Below are 19,126 nucleotides of genomic sequence, written 5' to 3' on the forward strand. Positions count from 1 at the left end.
TGACCGTGGTAGCCAATACTGCTCGCGCGAGCACCGCGCCCTGTTGGAGCAATACGCTTTGATCGCCAGCATGAGTGCCAGAGGCAACTGCTACGACAACGCAGCAATGGAGAGTTGGAACCACAGTCTGAAGGTCGAGGCCATCCATGGTGAACACCTCGCCACACGGGAGCAGGCCAAGGCTCATGTGTTTGACTACATTGAGGTTGACTACAATCGGATCCGGCTGCACTCGACCCTGGGCTACCTCAGCCCAGAGCAGTACGAGCTGGCCAATGTCGCTTAGATAGGTGTCCGTAAATCAGGGGCAAGATCATATCGGAACGATCCACCTGCAGCGCACGCATCATGATCGGCACCACGGCCGGCACGCGGGGCAGCGCGGCGACCTCGATGCGCTCGCCACCGAAGGCGTCGCGAACCCGGTGCAACACCATCTGCTCCTCGGCCGACAGGGCGGAAGAGCGCGGAGCGGGCAGGCCCAGCAGGAGTCGGTGGAAGCGATCGTCGATCTCGTCGGCGGACAGCGCGCCGGCAGGCGGCACGATATCGGATGCCGCGATGACGGTAACGGGGCGTCGTGCCGGCATGGGAAGCGGGGACGACCTGTTCAGACCGAGCAACTTCCTTATGAAACGGCCGATCACGATGGACGTCCTCGGGGCGTGGCGTTGGGGCAAGTATATGCCCGCCCCCTACAATGCGAGCTATGCACTTTCAGCCTGTCAGCAAGCTTGTATTGCCTTCCGGTCCGTGGGACACGCTGCTCGGTTTCCTGGTCGAGCGCTTCCCCGCGATCCCCGCGCCCGTCTGGGTGGATCGCCTTGATCGCGGCATGGTGAGGGTGGATGGCGAGGCGGTCGCCGCGGACGCCGCCTATCCGGGTGGCCGGCTGCTTACCTATCGCCGCGAAGTGACGAACGAGCCGCGTATCCCCTTCGAAGAAACCATCGTCCATGCCGACGACGACATCGTCGTGGCCGACAAACCGCATTTTCTTCCGGTGATGCCGGCGGGGCGCCATGTGGAGGAAACCCTGTCGGTCCGCCTGGCTCGTCGGCTCGGCAACCCCGACCTGGTGGCCTTGCATCGCCTCGACAGCGGCACGGCCGGCCTCGTGGTGTTCTCGGCGCGCCCCTCCAGCCGGGATGCCTATACGCGTCTGTTTCGCGAACGCCGGATCGCCAAGGTGTACGAAGCCATCGCGAGGCCGTTGCCCGATGTCGCGTTCCCGCTGGAGTGGGCGAGCCGTATCGAGCGCGGCGAACCCTTCTTCCGCATGCGCGAGGTGGACGGCGACGCCAACGCGTTCACTCGCATCGATGTCATTGAGCGTGGCGCGCAGGCCTGGTTGTATCGGCTTCTCCCCGTGACCGGACGGAAGCACCAGTTGCGCGTGCATATGGCGGGACTCGGCGCGCCTATCGTGGGCGACCCGTATTACCCCGTGCTGCGCGAGGGAATCGATGGCTTCGACGATCCATTGCGCTTGCTGGCGCGTGAATTGCGCTTCATCGATCCCATCTCGGGTGAAGAGCGCGTGTTCCGAAGTGAACGAACACTGCGGCCGCCGAGCGATCCTGCCTCGACGTAGACGCTCGCGAAGCGCAAAATACACGCACCTCACGCTTCGCCCATTGGGATGACCACCGCTCCTGGATTCCGCACCGTTGCCCTGATCATCGCCAGCGCGATGTTCATGGAGCAGTTGGACGGCACCATCCTCGCCACGGCATTGCCGGCGATGGCCCAGTCGTTCGATGTCTCGCCGCTGCACATGAGCGTGGCGCTCACGTCCTACATGTTGAGCTTGGCCGTATTCATTCCGGCCAGTGGCGTCATCGCTGATCGCTACGGTTCGCGCAATGTCTTCCGTGCGGCGATCGCGCTGTTCACCATCGGCTCCATCCTTTGTGGCATTTCCGGCAATCTGCCGCTGCTGGTCATATCGCGACTGCTGCAAGGCATCGGTGGCGCGATGATGGTGCCGGTAGGGCGTCTGGTGCTGTTGCGATCGGTGCCGAAGTCGGAACTGGTCAGCGCCATGTCCTGGCTGCTGGTGCCGGCGCTCATCGGCCCGGTGGTGGGGCCTCCGCTGGGTGGCTTCATCGTCACCTGGATCTCCTGGCGCTGGATCTTCTACATCAACGTGCCGATCGGCCTGGCGGGCATCTGGCTCGCCACCAAATACGTGCCAGATGTCCGCATGGCGGTGAAGGTGCCCTTCGATCGCCTGGGCTTCGTGCTGTCCGGCGTGTCGCTGTCGTGCCTGGTGTTCGGCCTGGAAATGGCGAGCCGTGGCGTCGATGGCGTGTTCTGGTCGTGGGGGCTCATGATCCTTGGCGTCGCGGTCGGTGTGCTTTATGTGCTGCATTCGCGGCGCACCGAGCATCCCATCCTCGATCTGTCGCTGATGCGCTTCACCACCTTCCGGCTGTCCGTGTACGCCGGCTCGCTTACGCGCATCACGGCCGGTGCCGTGCCGTTCCTGTTGCCGCTGATGATGCAGCTGGGTTTCGGCATGTCGGCGGCGCACAGCGGTGTCGTCACCTTTGTTTCCGCGCTGGGCGCGATGCTGATGAAGGCCACGACCTCGCCGGTGCTGCGTATGTGGGGATTCCGCGCAACGCTGATCTGGAACAGCATCCTGTCGATGATCTGCATTGCCTTGTGCGCGGCGTTCCGCCCTGACTGGCCACTGTGGACGATCTACACGATCCTGCTGCTGGGCGGCTTCTTCCAGTCGCTGCAGTTCAGCGCGTACAACACGGTGGCCTACGCCGATGTACCCAGTGAGCGCTTCTCCAGCGCCACCAGCTTCTACACCACGTTCCAGCAGCTGATGCTGTCGATCGGCATCTGCGTGGCCGCCGCGGCGTTGCATGTCTCGGTAGTGGTGCATGGCCGCACGCATGCCGAACTCAACGACTTCAGCGTCGCCTTCCTGGTGGTGACCGGCCTTTCGCTGATCGCGGCACCTGTCTGCGCGCTGTTGCCGAGAAACGCCGGAGCGGAAATGAGCGGCCACCGTTCCCGCTAAAGCCCTGCCCGCTGTTGTAGGAGCGCGCTTGCGCGCGATCCGGTTCGCGATATCGCCGGGTTGTCGCCTCGACGCGAGCACCCATCGCGCGCAAGCGCGCTCCTACAGGGGGAGGGGCACTTGGTGGCGGATCCATGAGCCCTCGATGCCTGGCATGGCCGAGAGGCGTCGGGCTTGCGCAACGAATTCGCGGCGCGGGATCTCCATCGCTCCCATGCTCAGCAGGTGCGGATTGGTCACCTGCGCATCCAGCAGGGGGAAGCCCCATCCATGCAGCAACTGGCAAAGGCCTGCCAGCGCGACCTTCGAACCACCGCTACGAAGGGAGAACATCGACTCCCCACAGAACAGTCGCCCCACGGCCACGCCATAGATGCCACCCACCAGCGAACCCCGGTCCCATACCTCGATGCTGTGCGCATGGCCCAGCCGGTGCAGTTCCTCATAGGCCGCTTTCATGTCCGCACCGATCCACGTCCCCGGCTGGCCGTTGCGCGGTGCCGCGCAGGCTTCCACGACACGATTGAACGAGGTGTCCGCCGTCAGCCGCCAGTTCGTCTTCGCCAGCAACTTGCGCAGGCTACGGCTGACATGCAGCTCATCGGTGCGGAATACGCAGCGGGGATCGGGCGACCACCACAGGATCGGCTCGTCCTCGTTGAACCAGGGAAATACCCCTTGCGAATACGCGGCGAGCAGCCGCTCGGGCGACAAGTCGCCTCCCCAGGCCAGCAGGCCATTGGGCTCGGCAAGCGCGCTCTCGGGTATCGGAAACAGCGCCGGGCGCGAAGGATGCAGTTGCGGAAGGCGAATCATCGGTCCGCGTAGGGCGAATGGGTCATGAGTTCGTCGCGATAGGCCTCGCGGTGCGCGGTCTCCTGGACGAGGGCGTCGGCCACCGCGCGACGGAAGCCATCATGCGCGATGTAATGCCGGGAATGGGTGATCGACGGCAGAAAGCCCCGGGCCAGCTTGTGCTCGCCCTGTGCGCCGGGCTCGAAACGGGCAATGCCCTCGCGGATCGCGTAGTCGATGCCGCGGTAATAGCAAAGCTCGAAATGCAGCCCCGACACCTCGACGCTCGCTCCCCAATAGCGCCCATAGAGCACGTCGCGGCTGCGAACAAACAGCGCCATGGCGACGATGTCGTCGCCGTCACGGGCCATGGCCACCTGTACGTTCGGCCCCAGTGCATGGCCAAGATGACGGAAGAAGCGGGCGGTGAGGGCAGGGTGGTTGCCCTTCATGTCGAAGGTCAGTTCGTAGAGCGCATGGATCTGCCGCCACTCGGCATCGGAAAGCTCATCGCCTCCGCGCATTTCCAGCGTCAGGCCCGCCGCATGCGCGTGGGCGCGCTCCTGGCGGATGTTCTTGCGCTTCTTTCCCGTCAGCGCGGCGAGGAAGTCGTCGAAATCGGTATAGCCCCGGTTGTGCCAGTGAAACTGGTAATCGGCGCGGACCAGCCAGCGCGCGTCGAAGGCGTCGAGATCGGCGTCGGCGAGGAAATTCGCATGCACCGATGACAAGCCCAGCCGGTCCGCCTCATCCACCAACGCCTCGGCGAGACGCCTGCGTAGTGCTGGCGCCTCGTCGCCCTCACGCACCAACAGGCGAGGCCCGGGCACGGGCGAATAGGGCGAGGCGACAAGCAGCTTGGGGTAGTAGTCGCCGCCAGCGCGCTCCCAGGCGGCAGCCCAGCCCCAGTCGAAGACGAATTCGCCGTGCGAATTGCCCTTGAGGTAGGTCGGTGCGGCGGCAAGCAACTGGCCATCCTGGAACAGGGCGAGATGGCGCGGACGCCAGCCGTACTCCTCGCGCAGGCACCCCGTGCTTTCCAGGCCGGAGAGAAAAGCGTGGGACACGAAGGGATTGCCGTCCGGGACGAGGGCGTCCCAGTCGGATGGCGCGATGCCGGCGAGGCTGTCGAGGAAACAGAGCCCGTTCATGCCGGAGCGGCCCCGCGCGGAACTCGCGCGGGGCCTTCAGATCACGGATTGACCGGCATTTGCTGGTCGAGCCAGCGCTCGGCGTCGAGCGCCGCCATGCAGCCGAAGCCCGCTGAGGTGATGGCTTGGCGGTACACGTGGTCGGCCACGTCACCGGCCGCGAACACGCCCTCCACCGAGGTGGCGGTGGCCATGCCGTTCAGGCCCGACTTGATCTGGATGTAGCCATCCTTCATGTCGAGTTGGCCTTCGAAGATGCCGGTGTTCGGCGTGTGGCCGATGGCGACGAAGAAGCCCTGCACCTCGATATCGCGCTTGGCGCCGGTGTTGACGTCCTTCACGCGCACGCCGTTCACGCCGGAGTCGTCGCCCAGCACTTCGTCGATCTGGTGGTTCCACACCAGTTCGATCTTGCCGGCCGCGGCCTTCTCCATCAGCTTGTCCTGCATGATCTTCTCGGCGCGCAGCTTGTCGCGGCGGTGCACGAGGTAGACCTTGCGGGCGATGTTCGACAGGTACAGCGCCTCTTCCACGGCGGTGTTGCCGCCGCCGACCACCACCACGTCCTGCTCGCGGAAGAAGAAACCGTCGCAGGTGGCGCAGGCGGACACGCCGCGGCCCTTGAACTTCTCTTCCGAGGCGATGCCCAAGTACTTGGCGGTGGCGCCGGTGGTGACGATGATCGCGTCGGCGGTGTACTCGCCGCTGTCACCCTTCAGGCGGAACGGACGGTTCTTCAGGTCCACGCTGTGGATGTGGTCGAACACCATTTCGGTTTCGAAGCGCTCGGCGTGCTCGGCCATGCGGCGCATCAACTCCGGACCCTGCACGCCCTTCTCGTCACCCGGCCAGTTGTCCACCTCGGTGGTGGTCATCAGCTGGCCACCCTGCTGCAGGCCGGTGACCATCGTCGGCTTGAGGTTGGCGCGCGCGGCGTAGACGGCGGCGGTGTAGCCGGCGGGGCCGGAGCCGAGGATCAGCAGGCGGCTGTGCTTGGGGGTGCTCATGTATAATCCTTGGGTTTACTGCGGCGTATGGCTTTGCCTCGTACCGCGGGCCTCCCCGGGGGGAGGTGACTCGTGTTCAGGCCCGGAAGAATGGGGAACACCGAGGTGCGATTCAAGACATCCGCTCCATGATACCGGTGCCCGGCCACCCCCGGAGCCACCCGGCCGTGGCATGATGCCGCGAACCGTCAGATTGAGGTCGTTAGTACGTGGCGCGTAGCGCGAAAGTCGTCAAAAAACAGGCCAAGGCTCAGGTCAAGGCCCAACGCGAAGGATTGAGCGAAGAGCTCAAGCGCCGGCTGCGCGAAGCTGGAGCGCTCCTTTTGCTGCCGCTCGCCCTCTACCTGCTGGTCTGCCTGCTCAGCTACAACGACCAGGACCCCAGCTGGGGCCATATGGGCGTGGCCGAGCGTGCCACCAACTTCGGCGGCGCCGTGGGCGCCAACATCGCCAACCTGCTGCGCTACATCTTCGGCCTGGTCTCGTACTGCTTCCCGTTGTTGCTGCTGGCCCTGGGTATCCAGGTGATCCGCCACCGTGGCGAGCGCAACGTGCAGCCGTGGGAGCCGTCGCTGCGGCTGATCGGCTTCGTCTTCTTCTTCATTACCGGCCCGGCGCTCATTTACCTGAACGTCGATATGCCGGTGCTGCCCGAAGGGCCGGGCGGCATCGTCGGCAAATGGGTCGGCAACGGCCTGCATCGCGCCTTCGGCGACAAGGGCGCGCCCCTCCTGCTGCTGGCGATCTGCCTCATCGCGGTCACCCTGGCCACGGGCCTGTCCTGGTTCAAGCTGATGGATTCCACCGGCGAGCTGGTGGTGCGCATCGGCGGCTGGTTCGGTGGCAAGGTGCGCCAGGCGCCCGAGGTGATGGCCGCCCGCTCCGCCCGTGCCGAGCGCGAGGTGGTGAAAAAGGCCGAGGCGGTCAAGCAGGCGAAGCGCGAGCCCGTTCGCATCGAGGCGCCGGCCACCCCCGTGGTGACCAAGAGTGAGCGCGCTGTCCGCGAAAACCAGATTCCGCTGTTCACCGGCGCGTCGATGGACGGCGAACTGCCGCCGCTGTCGTTGTTGGACGAGGCCCCCCCGCAGGGCCCGGGGTATTCCGAGGAAACCCTCGAAGTCCTCTCGCGCCAGGTCGAACTCAAGCTGCGCGACTTCAAGGTCGAGGCGCGCGTCGCCGGCGTCTATCCGGGCCCGGTCATCACCCGCTTCGAGCTGGAGCCCGCCGCCGGTGTGCGCGGCAGCCAGGTCTCCAGCCTCGACAAGGACATCGCCCGCGGCCTGTCCGTGGTGAGCGTGCGCGTGGTCGACGTCATTCCAGGCAAGAACGTCATCGGCCTGGAAATCCCGAACACCAAGAAGCAGATCGTCTACCTCTCGGAAATCCTCAAGTCCGAGCGCTACGACCAGGTGAAGTCGCCGCTGGCGCTGGCCCTGGGCAAGGACATCGGCGGCAAGGCCGTGGTGGCCGACCTGGCCAAGATGCCCCACCTGCTGGTGGCGGGCACCACCGGTTCGGGCAAGTCCGTGGCGGTCAACGCCATGGTGCTGAGCCTGCTCTACAAGAGCAGCCCGAAAGACGTGCGCATGATCATGATCGACCCGAAGATGCTGGAGCTGTCGGTCTACGACAAGATCCCGCACCTGCTGGCGCCCGTGGTCACCGACATGAAGGAAGCCGCCAACGCCCTGCGCTGGTGCGTGGCCGAGATGGAGCGCCGCTACAAGCTCATGGCCGCCGTCGGCGTGCGTAACCTGGGCGGTTTCAACAAGAAGGTCCGCGAGGCCGAGAACAACGGCCAGCCGCTGCTCGACCCGCTGTTCCGCGCCAATCCGGACATGCCGGGCATGGTTGCCGAACCGCTCGAACCGCTGCCGCACATCGTCATCATCATCGACGAATTCGCCGACATGATGATGATCGTCGGCAAGAAGGTCGAAGAGCTCATCGCTCGCCTGGCGCAGAAGGCCCGTGCGGCCGGCGTGCACCTGATCCTCGCCACCCAGCGTCCGTCGGTCGACGTGATCACTGGCCTCATCAAGGCCAACATTCCGACGCGCATCGCCTTCCAGGTGTCGTCGAAGATCGACTCGCGCACCATCCTCGACCAGTCCGGCGCCGAGGCGCTGCTGGGCCACGGCGACATGCTCTACCTGCCGCCGGGCACCGCCACGCCCGAGCGCGTGCACGGCGCCTTCGTGGACGACCACGAGGTGCACAACGTGGTGGAATGGCTGCGCGCGCAGGGCGAACCGAACTACATCGACGGCGTGCTGGAGGAAGTCCAGTCCACCGCCGACGGCAAGATCATCAACGAATCCGGCCTCCCGCAGGACGCCGACGGCGATGCCGACAGCGACAACGCGCTCTACGACCGCGCCGTGCGCGTGGTCACCGAGACGCGCCGCGCGTCCATCTCCGGCGTGCAACGCCATCTGCGCATCGGCTACAACCGCGCCGCCCGCCTCGTCGAGCAGATGGAGCAGGACGGCATCGTCAGCGCGCCGCAGCACAACGGCAACCGTGAAGTGCTCGCGCCGCCGCCTCCGAAGGACTAACACCCCATGACTCCCATCAAGCCGGGGACGCTGCGCCAGCGCCCCTGGGGACTGCTCGTCACCGGCGACCTCGTGCCCACCGACGAGGTGCTGGACGAGGTGCAGAGCATCTTCGAGTTGAACCCCTCCATTCCCGGGCTGGAACTGCGCGCCGACGACGGCCGCGCTTGCACTCTGGTGCGCGAATACGCCAGCGGCCACACGGCCGAGGTGGACGACGCGCTGGAAGTGATCTTCGCCGAACAGGCCGAGGTTGCCGAGATCGTCGTCATGGGCCAGGAGGCCCGCCCGGTCCACGTCGCCACCCGCGAGGCGCCGTTCTGGCACCGCGACGGCAAGGCCATCGCCGACATCAGCGAAAAGATGGAAGCGGGCGAGATCTCGCCCACCGAGGCCATCGACATGCTTAAGTCGCTGTTCGAGTCCGATCGCTGACAATCGCGCCGCCACTTACGGAACCCACGCCATGAAAAGCCTGCTGCTTGCCGCGACGCTGTCCCTCCTGAGCCTGCCGACCTTCGCCGCCGGTCCGGCGCGCGAGCGCCTCGACGCCTTCGCCAAGGGGCTGCACTCGCTCACCGGGCGTTTCAGCCAGACCCTGAGCAACGCCAATGGCGACGCGGGCAAGACCAGCACCGGCACGCTGGCCTTGCAGGCACCGCGCCAGTTCCGCTGGGAAACGCTGGCGCCCTACAAGCAGACCATCGTCGCCGACGGTAGCCGCGTGTGGCTGTACGACCCCGACCTGGAGCAGGTCACGGTACGCAAGCAGAGCAGCGAAGAAGCACAGAGCCCGCTCACCGTGCTCACCGACCTCTCGCAACTGGACAAGGGCTTCAAGGTGGCGGAGCAGGGCGAGCACGACGGCTTGCAATGGCTGCGCCTCACCTCCACCAGCAAGGATCCGCAGTTCGACCACGCCGACCTGGGCTTCGACGCCAACGGCCTTGCGCAGATGAAGTTCAAGGACCAGCTCGGCAACACCACGAGCATCCAGTTCGCCGGCTGGCAGAAGAACGGCGCCGTGGCCGCCGACACCTTCAGCTTCGTACCCCCGCAGGGCACCGATGTGATCGGCGACGCCCCGGTCATCCAGACCCAGCCCATCCACTGATTCCCCTGTAGGAGCGCGCTTGCGCGCGATCCGGCGCCAGCCGGCCAAGGCTTCATTCGCCCTATCCACCCTGAGGCATCGCGCGCAAGGCGCGCTCCTACAAGGCGGCGGTCACGGTTTGCGGGGTAGGCCTGACCAAATATGACGGTTTCATGCCAGACTCCGCCCCGAACATCGGATGTGGAGGGGCAAGGGCATGTATGTGGTTTGGGCCATCGTCGGCGCGATCGTCGGCGGACTCGTAGGGCAGGGATTCGCGGGTGCCGTCGCCGGCTTCGCCATCGGCCTGCTTTGGGCACGCACCTCCGAACTCAGCCGCGACCTCGCCGAGGCCATGCGGCGCCTCGCCGCCGTCACCCCGAAACCGACCGAGGCGTCCGAGCGCCGCGACGACAGTATGGACTGGCGCCCGGTCACGGAGTCCGCGTCTAACTCGCCGGAGTCCCGCCCGCAGCCCACGCCCGCGGTGCAGCCACCGCTCCCCGTCAGCGAACCGGTCGCCGCCGTTTCCGCGCCCGCACCGACGCCCATACCGACGGTCAGTGTACCGATCCGCCGCGTTCCGCCCCCGATGCCGGGCGAGAGCGCCGAGACCTACCGTCCACCCGTCCACACCGGCCCGACCGGCATCGAACGCGCAGCCGCCGCCGCCAAGCGCTGGTTCACCGAAGGCAACGTGCCGGTGAAGGTCGGCATGCTCGTGCTGTTCGCCGGCATCGCCGCCTTCCTCAAGTACGCCTCCGACATCGGCCTGCTACGCGTGCCCATGTCCGTGCGTCTCGCGCTGGTGGCCCTGTTCGCCATCGGCGGTGTCGCTTTCGGCTGGATGCAGCGCGAGAAGCGCCGCTCCTTCGCGTTGTCGTTGCAGGGCGGCGCGCTCGGCGTGCTGGTGATGACCGTGTTCGCCGCGTACCGTTTGTATGGGCTGATCGGTTCCATCCCGGCGTTCGGCCTGCTGGTGGTCTTCGTTGCCGGGCTCTGCCTGCTTGCCGTGTTGCAGGATGCGCTCGCGCTCGCCGTACTCGGCCTCATCGCCGGTTTCGCCGCGCCGATCATCGCCTCGAGCGGGCAGGGCAACCACGTCGCGTTGTTCTCCTATTACGCGGTGCTCAACATCGCGATCCTCGGCATCGCGTGGAAGCGCTCGTGGCGCGTGCTCAACGTGCTGGGCTTCGTGGCCACCTTCGGCGTGGGTACGGCGTGGGGTGCGCTGCGTTACGACCCGGGCCTGTTCAACAGCACCGAGCCGTTCCTGATCCTGTTCTTCCTGCTTTACCTCGCGGTGCCCTGGCTGCACGTGCTGCGCTCGCCCGACCGAAGCAAGGCGATCCTCGATGGCTGCCTGATGTTCGGCAACCCCATCGCGAGCCTGTTCCTGCAGGCCGCGCTGCTCGACTGGGAACCCGTTCCGCTGGCCATCTCCGCGCTGGTGGCGGCGGCGATCTACGTCGCCATCGCCTTCGCCATCCGCAAGCGCGAGGGCATGGGGCTGCTGCGCGAAACCTGGGCCGTGCTGGCCGTGGCCTTCGCCACCATCGCCGTGCCGCTGGCCTTGAGCGCGGCGGTGACGGCTAGCGTGTTCGCCATCGAAGGCGCCGGCCTCATCTGGCTGGGCTTCCGCCAGTCGCGCCGCCTGCCGCGCTGGGCCGGCGTGTTCCTGCAACTGCTCGCGGCCGCTGCATGGGCCGTCGCGGCGGCGTTCCACAACCACTACAACGACGTGGCGATCCTCAACGCGCAGGCCATCGGTGCGTTGCTGTTGGTGATCGGTGCCGTCGCTGGCGTCTGGCAGTTCGACCACCACGGTCGCTCACAGGGCGTGTCCAGCATCGCGCGCATCGGGCTCGCTCTCTGGGCGCTGCTCTGGTGGCTCATCGGCGCGGGTCGTGAGATCGACACCTTCGTCTTTGGCGACGACCACACCATCGCCTGCTGGATGGCTGTGATCGGCGTTACCGCGTGGCCGGTGGCCGAAGCCTGCCGCCGCGCACGCAAGCTCGACCTCGGCCTGGTGCTGGCCTTCATCGTGCCGGCCTCGTTCATCGCCTTCATTCCGCTGCTGCAATGGAGCTACGAGCGTGGCGTGCAGCCGCTGGCCGGCTATGCGCTGCTCGCCATGGCCCTCACCGCCGTGAGTGGCTGGTTCGCGATGCGCGCCATCGGCCAGCACCGCGTTGCCGCCGTCGCGGCGAACGTCACCTGGTGGCTGCGTTGGCTGGCCGTGGCGTGGTTCGCCACCACGCTGGCGTTGCGCTTCAATACCGCCGTAGGCAGTGGCTGGACCACCGCCGCCCTCGTCGTGCCGACGCTGCTGCTCATGACGCTGATGCTCTGGTGGCCGCGTGTGCTTGTGGCGCCGCTGTCGGCGCACGCGGGCGATATCCGTCCTGCGCTCGGCGCGCTGCTGCTGTTCGGTACCACGCTGATCGGCCTGGGGTTGCTTGGCGTCGACGGCAGCTCGCGTCCGTTGCCCTTCGTGCCGGTCATCAATCCGGTGGACCTGCTGTTGATCGCCGTGCTCGCGCTGGGTTTTCGCGCCATGTCCGATAGCGTGCTTCCGGAAGGCGTAAGGGCGGCACGGCCGGTGGTGTTCGCGGTGTGCTTCTTCGCCTTCGCCACCAGCGTCACGTTGCGCGCCGTGCATCACCTGGGCGGTGTGCCGTGGGACGGCTCGATGCTCGGTTCCAGCCTCGCGCAGCTATCGCTCACCGTGGTGTGGAGCGTGATCGGCGTGCTGGCCTGGGTGCTGGGTTCGCGTCGCGGCCAGCGCATGCTGTGGATGGCCGGTGCCTGCATCATGGGCCTGGTGCTCGCCAAGCTGCTGCTGGTCGATCGCGGTCATCTGGGCAATCTTTTCGGCATCGGTTCCTTCATGGCCTACGGCCTGCTGTGCACCGTCATCGGTTACCTCGCGCCGGCACCGCCGCGCCAGGTCGTTCCTCCTTCTCCGGAGCCTCCTCATGCGTCGTGAGTGGCGTATCGCCTCCTTCCTGTTCGGCCTGACGACCACCGTCGCCATGGCGGCCGACGCGCCGAAATACGCCTGGGCCTATACGCTCGATGCGCCCGCAGGCGCCAATGCCTACTTGCTGGAGTTGCCGCGCGACGCCTATGCCTGGGCCAGCGTCGATGCCGGCCTCGCCGACATCATCGTGGTGGATTCGGAAAACCGTCCTGTCGCCATGGGCCCATACCAGGCCGCGGCGCCGACGTCGCATCCGGTGACCCTCGACACGGCCCTGCGCGCGGTGCCGCAGACGGCGGTCGGCGTCGCCGGCCCGCGCATCCAGCGCAACACCAACGGCGACATCGTGATCGACTCCGGCGCGCCCACCGTGCCCGGTACGCCGACGCAATGGCTGTTCGACGCGCGTTCGCGGGTGTCGCCCGAGCGCCTCGAATTCCCGGCGTCGGGACACGACGTGAGCCTCACCGTGGATGTCGACGCCAGCGCCGACCTCCAGGACTGGACCCCCGTCGCTCGCGGTGCCTCTCTCGTAACACTGGGTCATGGCGAGGGTGCCGTCGACGCGCGCGTGGTGAAGCTCAGCGGCGCGCCCATGCGCTACTACCGAGTGAATGTCACCAAGGGCGACGCGCCATGGGATGCGAACGGTGGTTCGTCGGTGACGTTGTCCGGCACGGTGGAAGATGCCTCCGCGCAGGATGAAGCTGCGCTGCAATGGAGTGAGGTGTCGGCGTCCGACAGCAAGACGAGCGGGCAGGGCGTCGACTACGACTACGACCTGCCGGCCGCGCTGCCGGTGAGCCGCGTGCGCGCGAGCCTGGGCGGTGGCGACAACGTCGCCCGCCTCGACATCACGGCGGTGCAGGGGCCCATGAGCGGTGAATCGCTGGGTACCATCGTGCTCACGCCGGGCCAGGCCGCCGACCATCCGTTGGAAGTACCGGTCGCCCGTCGCCAGCACCTGCGCGTACATTCCGGGACGCCGTTGCGCGAAGCGCCCAAGCTTGCGGTGGGCTGGCGCCCGGATCGTTTCGTCTTCCTGCCCGAGGGCAAGGGCCCGTACCGCCTGTTGGTGGGCAGCCGCACCGAGCGTCGCCCCAACTGGCCCATCGCCGACGCCATCGCCGCCCTACGCACGTCGGGTGGGGCCAACTGGCGGCCGGTACCGGTCACCGTCGGCCCAGGCGAGGAACTGGAAGGCAAGGGCGCCCTCGACACCCCGGCGGCCCCGTTCGACTGGACCCGCCCGCTGCTCTGGATCGTGCTGCTGCTGGGCGCCGCCGTGGTCATCGGCATGGCCACCAGCCTGCTGCGCAAGCCGCCGCCGTCCGATTCAGGCGAGCATTGAGGCACCGTGCACGGTGAACGCGCGATAATGCGCGTTCACCGAACGTAACGAGCCCCATGTTTTCCCAGTCCCCCGGTCTGTTCGCCGAACCCGAAGCGCTGAAGCCCCTGGCCGAACGCATGCGCCCCCGCTCCCTCGACGAGGTGGTGGGCCAGGCGCGCGTGGTGGGCGAGGACAAACCGCTGCGCCGCGCGCTGGAAGCCGGTCGCGTGCATTCCATGATCCTCTGGGGGCCGCCGGGCTGCGGCAAGACCACGCTAGCCTTGCTGGTGGCGCGCTACGCCGATGCCGATTTCCGCGCCATCTCCGCCGTGATGAGCGGCCTGCCCGACGTGCGCAAGGCGCTCGCCGAGGCTGAAGGCAACTTCGCGCAGGGCCGCCGCACCGTGCTCTTCGTGGACGAGGTGCACCGCTTCAACAAGGCCCAGCAGGACGCCTTCCTGCCGTACATTGAACGGGGCGTGATCCTGTTCGTGGGTGCCACTACCGAAAACCCCTCGTTCGAACTCAACTCCGCGTTGCTCTCGCGCTGCCGCGTGCACGTGCTGGACGCGGTCAACGTCGACGCCATCGTGGCTGCGCTGCGCCGCGCGCTCGACGACAGCGAGCGAGGCCTGGGCGAGCTCGGCCTCGACGTGGACGACGCCACGCTCAAGCTCATCGCCAGCGCCGCCGACGGCGACGTGCGCCGCGCGCTCACGCTGCTGGAAATCGCCTCCGAGCTTGCCGACGGCGGTCGCATCGACCAGGCCACGCTGGAACAGGTACTCGCCGACCGCACGCGACGTTTCGATAAGAGCGGTGAGCAGTTCTACGACCAGATCTCGGCCTTGCACAAATCCGTGCGCTCGTCCGACCCGGACGCCGCCGTGTACTGGCTCACGCGCATGCTCGACGGCGGCTGCGATCCGCTCTACCTCGCACGTCGTCTCACCCGCATGGCGGTGGAGGATGTCGGCCTCGCCGAGCCGCGCGCCTGGCGCATGGCGCTCGATGCCTGGGACACCTTCGAACGCCTCGGCAGCCCCGAAGGCGAACTCGGCCTCGCGCAGCTGGCGATCTGGCTCGCCGTGGCGCCCAAGAGCAACGCGGCATATATGGCATACAACCGTGCCAAGGCCGTCGTAAAGGAGATGGGCACGCTCGAAGTGCCCATGCACCTGCGCAACGCGCCGACGAAGATGATGAAAAACCTCGGCTACGGCACCGGCTACCAGTACGACCACGACGCCGAAGGCGGCATCGCCCTCGACCAGCAATGCCTCCCCGACGAACTCGTCGGCACGGTGTTCTACGACCCCGTCGACCGCGGCCTCGAACTCAAACTCCGCGAAAAGCTCACGACCCTCCGCGCCGCCCGCGCCGAAGCCCGCAAAAAATAATCATCGTTTGCGTTCCCTTGTAGGAGCGCGCTTGCGCGCGATGGGTGCTCGCGACAAGCCCCATCGCGCGCAAGCGCGCCCCTGCCAAAAGTCCAATACCCCCAAACCATCCATCGCCATACCCTCGACCCATCGCCCCGGATGAGGAGTACGGCCCATGCGCATCGCCATCGCCACCCTCATCGGCGGACTCGCGCTTTTCCTCTGGGGCGCCTTCGCCCACATGGTCCTCCCGCTCGGCGAGATGTCCATGCGCGCACCGCTCGCTGAAGACCCCGTCATCGCCGCCCTGAAACAGGGCCTGCCGGCGGAGCAGGGCATTTACGTCCTCCCGCATTTCGACCCGTCGATGCATGCGGACAAAGAGGCCCTCGCCACGTTTTCGGCCAAAACCCGCAGCAACCCCTACGCTTTCATCGTCTACGCCCCCGAAGGCCGTGACCCGATGGCCATGGGTCCGCAGCTCGCCGGCCAATGGCTCTCCGACACCCTCGGCGTCCTCATCTTCACCCTGGTGCTGTTCCGCTACGGAGCCAGCGTCCCACGTGGCGTGACGTTGGGCCTGGCCATAGGCGTCATCGCCTGGCTATCGCTCAGCGTCCCGTTCTGGAACTGGTACCGCTTCCCGGCCGCCTTCACCTTCGGCTACCTCATCGAACAGGCCTTCGGCTGGGCGTTCGCCGGCGCGGTGAGCGGTTGGTGGCTCTCCCGCAAAAAGAAAACCTGACGCTTGCATCATGTCGCGCTCCGCGCGACCGTCCGGACATCCCACGTGAGGACGTCCCCATGCCCCGCGTCACCGTCACGTACCACTTCGCCCACCCCGCGAAGGTCGTCCACGCCGCCTGGCTCGACCAGGACACCGCCGGGCAATGGCTCTTCGCCACCCCGGAAGGCCGCATGCTCGAAGTGGCCATCGACCCGCGCATCGGCGGCAGCTTCCGCATCGTGGAGCGCCGCGCCGAGGGCGACATCCTCCACACCGGCACCTACTGGGAAATCGCCCCGCCCACGGTGCTGGAATTTACCTTCCAGGTGCCGCACTACGACAAGGACGCCGTGCAGGTCCGCATCGGCATCGTCGACGTCAACGGCGGCTGCCACCTCACCCTCAACCACGAGGTAGCCGAGCCCGCCCGCGAGGCGGTCGAGCAGGGATGGCGCACAATCTTCGAAAATCTCGACCGGATGCTCTCCCGGGGACCGAATTTGCGATAATCCAGGGTCGAATCAAATGGAACCCGACCCATGCTGGATCCCGCCCTCCTGCGCGGCAAACTCGCCGAAACGGCCGAGCGCCTTCGCACCGCCCGGAAATTCGACCTCGACGTAGCTACGATCGAGCGCCTGGAATCCGAGCGCAAGGCGCTTTCCACCGAGACGCAGGAGCTGCAGAACCTGCGCAACACCCGTTCCAAGGCCATCGGCCAGGCCAAGGCCAAGGGCGAGGACGTCGCCCCGCTGATGGCCGAGGTGGCCGGCATCGGCGACAAGCTGAAGGCCAACGAGCACGCCCTCGCCGAGGTGCAGGCCACGCTGACCGAGATCGCCCAGGGCATCCCGAACATCCCGGACGAGTCCGTCCCGGCCGGCAAGGACGAGTCGGAGAACCAGGAAATCCTCCGCTGGGGCCAGCCCCGCAGCTTCGCCTTCGAGGTGAAGGACCACGTGGACCTCGGCATCCGCCACGGCTGGCTCGACGCCGAGGCCGGCTCCAAGCTGAGCGGCGCCCGCTTCACCGTGCTGCGCGGCCAGCTCGCGCACCTGCACCGCGCGCTCGCCCAGTTCATGCTCAACCTGCAAACCACCAAGCACGGCTACCTCGAGCACAACGTGCCGCTGATCGTGAACCCGGATGCCATGCAGGGCACCGGTCAGCTGCCCAAGTTCGAGGAAGACCTCTTCCACACCCACGTGGGTGACGCCAGCCGCTACCTCATCCCGACCGCCGAGGTGGCCCTGACCAACCTCGTGCGCGAGAGCATCGTCGAGGCTGACGCGCTGCCCATGCGCTTCACCGCCCACTCGATGTGCTTCCGCGCGGAAGCGGGCAGCTACGGCCGCGACACCCGCGGCATGATCCGCCAGCACCAGTTCGAGAAGGTCGAGATGGTGCAGATCGCCACCCCGGACACCAGCTTCCAGCAGCTGGAAGAAATGGTCGGCCACGCCGAAGCCGTGCTCCAGGCCCTGGGCCTGCCGTACCGCAAGGTGCTGCTGTGCACGGGCGACATGGGCTTTGCGGCGGTGAAGACCTACGACCTCGAAGTGTGGCTGCCCAGCCAGAACACCTACCGCGAGATCAGCAGCTGCTCCAACTGCGGCGACTTCCAGGCCCGCCGCATGCAGGCCCGCTGGCGCAACCCCGCCACCGGCAAGCCGGAACTGGTCCACACCCTCAACGGCTCCGGCCTGGCTGTGGGCCGCACCCTGGTGGCCGTGATGGAAAACTTCCAGCGCGAAGACGGCAGCATCGAAATCCCCGAGGCCCTGCGCCCCCTGATGGGCGGCATCGAAGCCATCGCGTAAGCGTTCAGGTACAATCCCCGCGCCGGCACCCCCGGCGCGGGACGCGACACCACGCACGGCTGCAATGGCCGGCGTGCGAAAAATACGGAGAGATGGCCGAGTGGTTTAAGGCAGCAGTCTTGAAAACTGCCGTAGGTGCAAGCCTGCCGTGGGTTCGAATCCCACTCTCTCCGCCAAATTGTTCAGCAGCATAAGCTATTTGGATGGGTCGAATTTACTGATTATGCGAATGGATAGCGGATCGATATGAGCGCTGCGTCAGGGGAAGGCACATTTTGGGCTTTGATTGGTAAAGTCGCTGTCGTTATTTCAGCAGTCGTCGGAGTTGTGACGCTTATTACTACGTGCAGCGCCCCAGCGCCCGGGCTTCATGCGGACATCGAGCGCGGTCACTTCGTTCTACCCCCTCGATATTCGCAGTTCCATGATGCAGTAGTCGCCGCGGTGAAAAGCGAGAGTATTGAGGCGCTTATTGGTCCGGCGCTGCAGGCCTCGCATATAAAGGTGAATGATCTTGACCTGCATGTAATTGCAAACGACGTTGGTCTGGCCCTTCGGAATCGGTTGATCGATCCGCGAATGGATTCTTCCCTGAGCGCTCCGAGCAATTACTGGGATGCAAGCGTATCGAATACCGGTGGCGTAGAACTGGCCAGCGTTGCGATTAGAATTCCGGGGGCTTCGCTAGGCGTCATTGAGAGAGAAGACGGCAGTACCTTGACGGATACAAAGGGCCCCGTATTCGAGATAGGCGCACTTTCGGTTGGAGAGAAGGTAAAGGTAACTGCTTGGTCTGAGCGCTACACACTATATTTTACCGACGCCCCAACGGTTTACTTTAGTGGTGGTCAGGGATCCATCTCTATTGCCGACGAGCCAACTGTATGGGAATTATTAAAGACGCATGCGCTCGAGTTGCTTTTTTTGCTCTTCGCTCTCGGATTTATGATCTTGCCCCTGATTTACGGACACCTATCTAAGCGACATTGGCCAGCTCGTACTGCTCTGGGCTGAGGTAGCCCAGGGTCGAGTGCAGCCGGATCCGATTGTAGTCAACCTCAATGTAGTCAAACACATGAGCCTTGGCCTGCTCCCGTGTGGCGAGGTGTTCACCATGGATGGCCTCGACCTTCAGACTGTGGTTCCAACTCTCCATTGCTGCGTTGTCGTAGCAGTTGCCTCTGGCACTCATGCTGGCGATCAAAGCGTATTGCTCCAACAGGGCGCGGTGCTC

Annotated in this window: 18 protein-coding genes and 1 tRNA gene; 14 read left to right on the forward strand and 5 right to left on the reverse strand. The window is 66.1% G+C overall.

Annotation, left to right across the window (positions count from 1 at the left end; genetic code table 11):
• The coding region (locus tag GAK28_RS24200) for an IS3 family transposase (RefSeq protein WP_291783619.1) at positions 1 to 286 on the forward strand (286 nt) is incomplete at its 5' end.
• Here the strand turns inward: GAK28_RS24200 and GAK28_RS24205 are convergent.
• The gene (locus GAK28_RS24205; protein WP_291785339.1) at positions 249 to 590 is read right to left on the reverse strand and encodes a hypothetical protein; all 342 of its coding nucleotides are present in this window, start codon (positions 588 to 590) and stop codon (positions 249 to 251) included. The genes GAK28_RS24200 and GAK28_RS24205 overlap by 38 nt on opposite strands.
• Before the next feature lie 119 nt (positions 591 to 709).
• Here GAK28_RS24205 and GAK28_RS24210 point away from each other — a divergent pair, with 119 nt between their 5' ends.
• On the forward strand, positions 710 to 1,594 hold the full coding sequence (locus GAK28_RS24210) for a pseudouridine synthase (protein WP_291785342.1): 885 nt from the start codon (positions 710 to 712) through the stop codon (positions 1,592 to 1,594).
• 48 nt (positions 1,595 to 1,642) lie between these two features.
• Positions 1,643 to 3,040 carry a DHA2 family efflux MFS transporter permease subunit gene (locus GAK28_RS24215; protein WP_291785344.1) on the forward strand — a complete coding sequence of 466 codons (1,398 nt, stop codon included), beginning with the start codon at positions 1,643 to 1,645 and terminating at the stop codon, positions 3,038 to 3,040.
• Between the two features lie 102 nt (positions 3,041 to 3,142).
• Here GAK28_RS24215 and aat read toward each other — a convergent pair whose 3' ends face one another.
• The 3 genes from aat to trxB are packed head-to-tail and all read right to left on the reverse strand — an operon-like array spanning position 3,143 to position 5,993.
• The gene (gene aat / locus GAK28_RS24220; RefSeq protein WP_291785346.1) at positions 3,143 to 3,856 is read right to left on the reverse strand and encodes a leucyl/phenylalanyl-tRNA--protein transferase; all 714 of its coding nucleotides are present in this window, start codon (positions 3,854 to 3,856) and stop codon (positions 3,143 to 3,145) included.
• Positions 3,853 to 4,986, reverse strand: coding sequence for a GNAT family N-acetyltransferase (locus GAK28_RS24225; protein ID WP_291785348.1), 1,134 nt, complete (start codon positions 4,984 to 4,986; stop codon positions 3,853 to 3,855). Before GAK28_RS24225 ends, aat begins: the two co-directional genes overlap by 4 nt.
• A 41-nt stretch (positions 4,987 to 5,027) precedes the next feature.
• Positions 5,028 to 5,993 carry a thioredoxin-disulfide reductase gene (trxB, locus tag GAK28_RS24230; protein ID WP_291785349.1) on the reverse strand — a complete coding sequence of 322 codons (966 nt, stop codon included), beginning with the start codon at positions 5,991 to 5,993 and terminating at the stop codon, positions 5,028 to 5,030.
• A 275-nt stretch (positions 5,994 to 6,268) separates the two neighbouring features.
• On the opposite strand from trxB, the gene GAK28_RS24235 reads away from it, so the two are divergent.
• The 11 genes from GAK28_RS24235 (at position 6,269) to GAK28_RS24285 (ending at position 18,906) form a co-directional block, all read left to right on the forward strand.
• Entirely contained in the window at positions 6,269 to 8,551 is a 2,283-nt protein-coding gene (locus GAK28_RS24235) for a DNA translocase FtsK (protein WP_291785353.1), read from the forward strand.
• A gap of 6 nt (positions 8,552 to 8,557) precedes the next feature.
• Entirely contained in the window at positions 8,558 to 8,986 is a 429-nt protein-coding gene (locus tag GAK28_RS24240; RefSeq protein WP_291785355.1) for a hypothetical protein, read from the forward strand.
• Between the two features lie 31 nt (positions 8,987 to 9,017).
• Positions 9,018 to 9,665, forward strand: a complete 648-nt coding sequence (gene lolA, locus GAK28_RS24245; RefSeq protein ID WP_291785357.1) for an outer membrane lipoprotein chaperone LolA — start codon at positions 9,018 to 9,020, stop codon at positions 9,663 to 9,665.
• A 196-nt stretch (positions 9,666 to 9,861) separates the two neighbouring features.
• Positions 9,862 to 12,636: a DUF2339 domain-containing protein gene (locus GAK28_RS24250; protein WP_291785360.1), complete on the forward strand. Its 2,775-nt coding sequence runs from the start codon at positions 9,862 to 9,864 to the stop codon at positions 12,634 to 12,636.
• Positions 12,626 to 13,981, forward strand: a complete 1,356-nt coding sequence (locus GAK28_RS24255; protein WP_291785363.1) for a DUF3999 family protein — start codon at positions 12,626 to 12,628, stop codon at positions 13,979 to 13,981. Before GAK28_RS24250 ends, GAK28_RS24255 begins: the two co-directional genes overlap by 11 nt.
• Positions 13,982 to 14,037: 56 nt before the next feature.
• The gene (locus GAK28_RS24260; protein WP_291785366.1) at positions 14,038 to 15,363 is read left to right on the forward strand and encodes a replication-associated recombination protein A; all 1,326 of its coding nucleotides are present in this window, start codon (positions 14,038 to 14,040) and stop codon (positions 15,361 to 15,363) included.
• 157 nt (positions 15,364 to 15,520) lie between these two features.
• The gene (locus tag GAK28_RS24265; RefSeq protein WP_291785369.1) at positions 15,521 to 16,090 is read left to right on the forward strand and encodes a hypothetical protein; all 570 of its coding nucleotides are present in this window, start codon (positions 15,521 to 15,523) and stop codon (positions 16,088 to 16,090) included.
• Between the two features lie 59 nt (positions 16,091 to 16,149).
• The gene (locus GAK28_RS24270; protein ID WP_291785372.1) at positions 16,150 to 16,581 is read left to right on the forward strand and encodes an SRPBCC domain-containing protein; all 432 of its coding nucleotides are present in this window, start codon (positions 16,150 to 16,152) and stop codon (positions 16,579 to 16,581) included.
• 30 nt (positions 16,582 to 16,611) lie between these two features.
• Positions 16,612 to 17,892 (forward strand): serine--tRNA ligase, encoded by a 1,281-nt coding sequence (gene serS, locus GAK28_RS24275; RefSeq protein WP_291785375.1) that lies wholly within the window; start codon positions 16,612 to 16,614, stop codon positions 17,890 to 17,892.
• 86 nt (positions 17,893 to 17,978) lie between these two features.
• Positions 17,979 to 18,068 (forward strand) — tRNA-Ser (locus GAK28_RS24280).
• A 70-nt stretch (positions 18,069 to 18,138) separates the two neighbouring features.
• Positions 18,139 to 18,906, forward strand: a complete 768-nt coding sequence (locus GAK28_RS24285) for a hypothetical protein (RefSeq protein ID WP_291785378.1) — start codon at positions 18,139 to 18,141, stop codon at positions 18,904 to 18,906.
• On the opposite strand, the gene GAK28_RS24290 is transcribed toward GAK28_RS24285, so the two are convergent.
• On the reverse strand, positions 18,869 to 19,126 hold a 258-nt coding region (locus GAK28_RS24290), incomplete at its 5' end, for an IS3 family transposase (RefSeq protein ID WP_291776025.1). The genes GAK28_RS24285 and GAK28_RS24290 overlap by 38 nt on opposite strands.

The organism is Luteibacter sp., from assembly GCF_009912395.1.
GTDB lineage: Bacteria > Pseudomonadota > Gammaproteobacteria > Xanthomonadales > Rhodanobacteraceae > Luteibacter.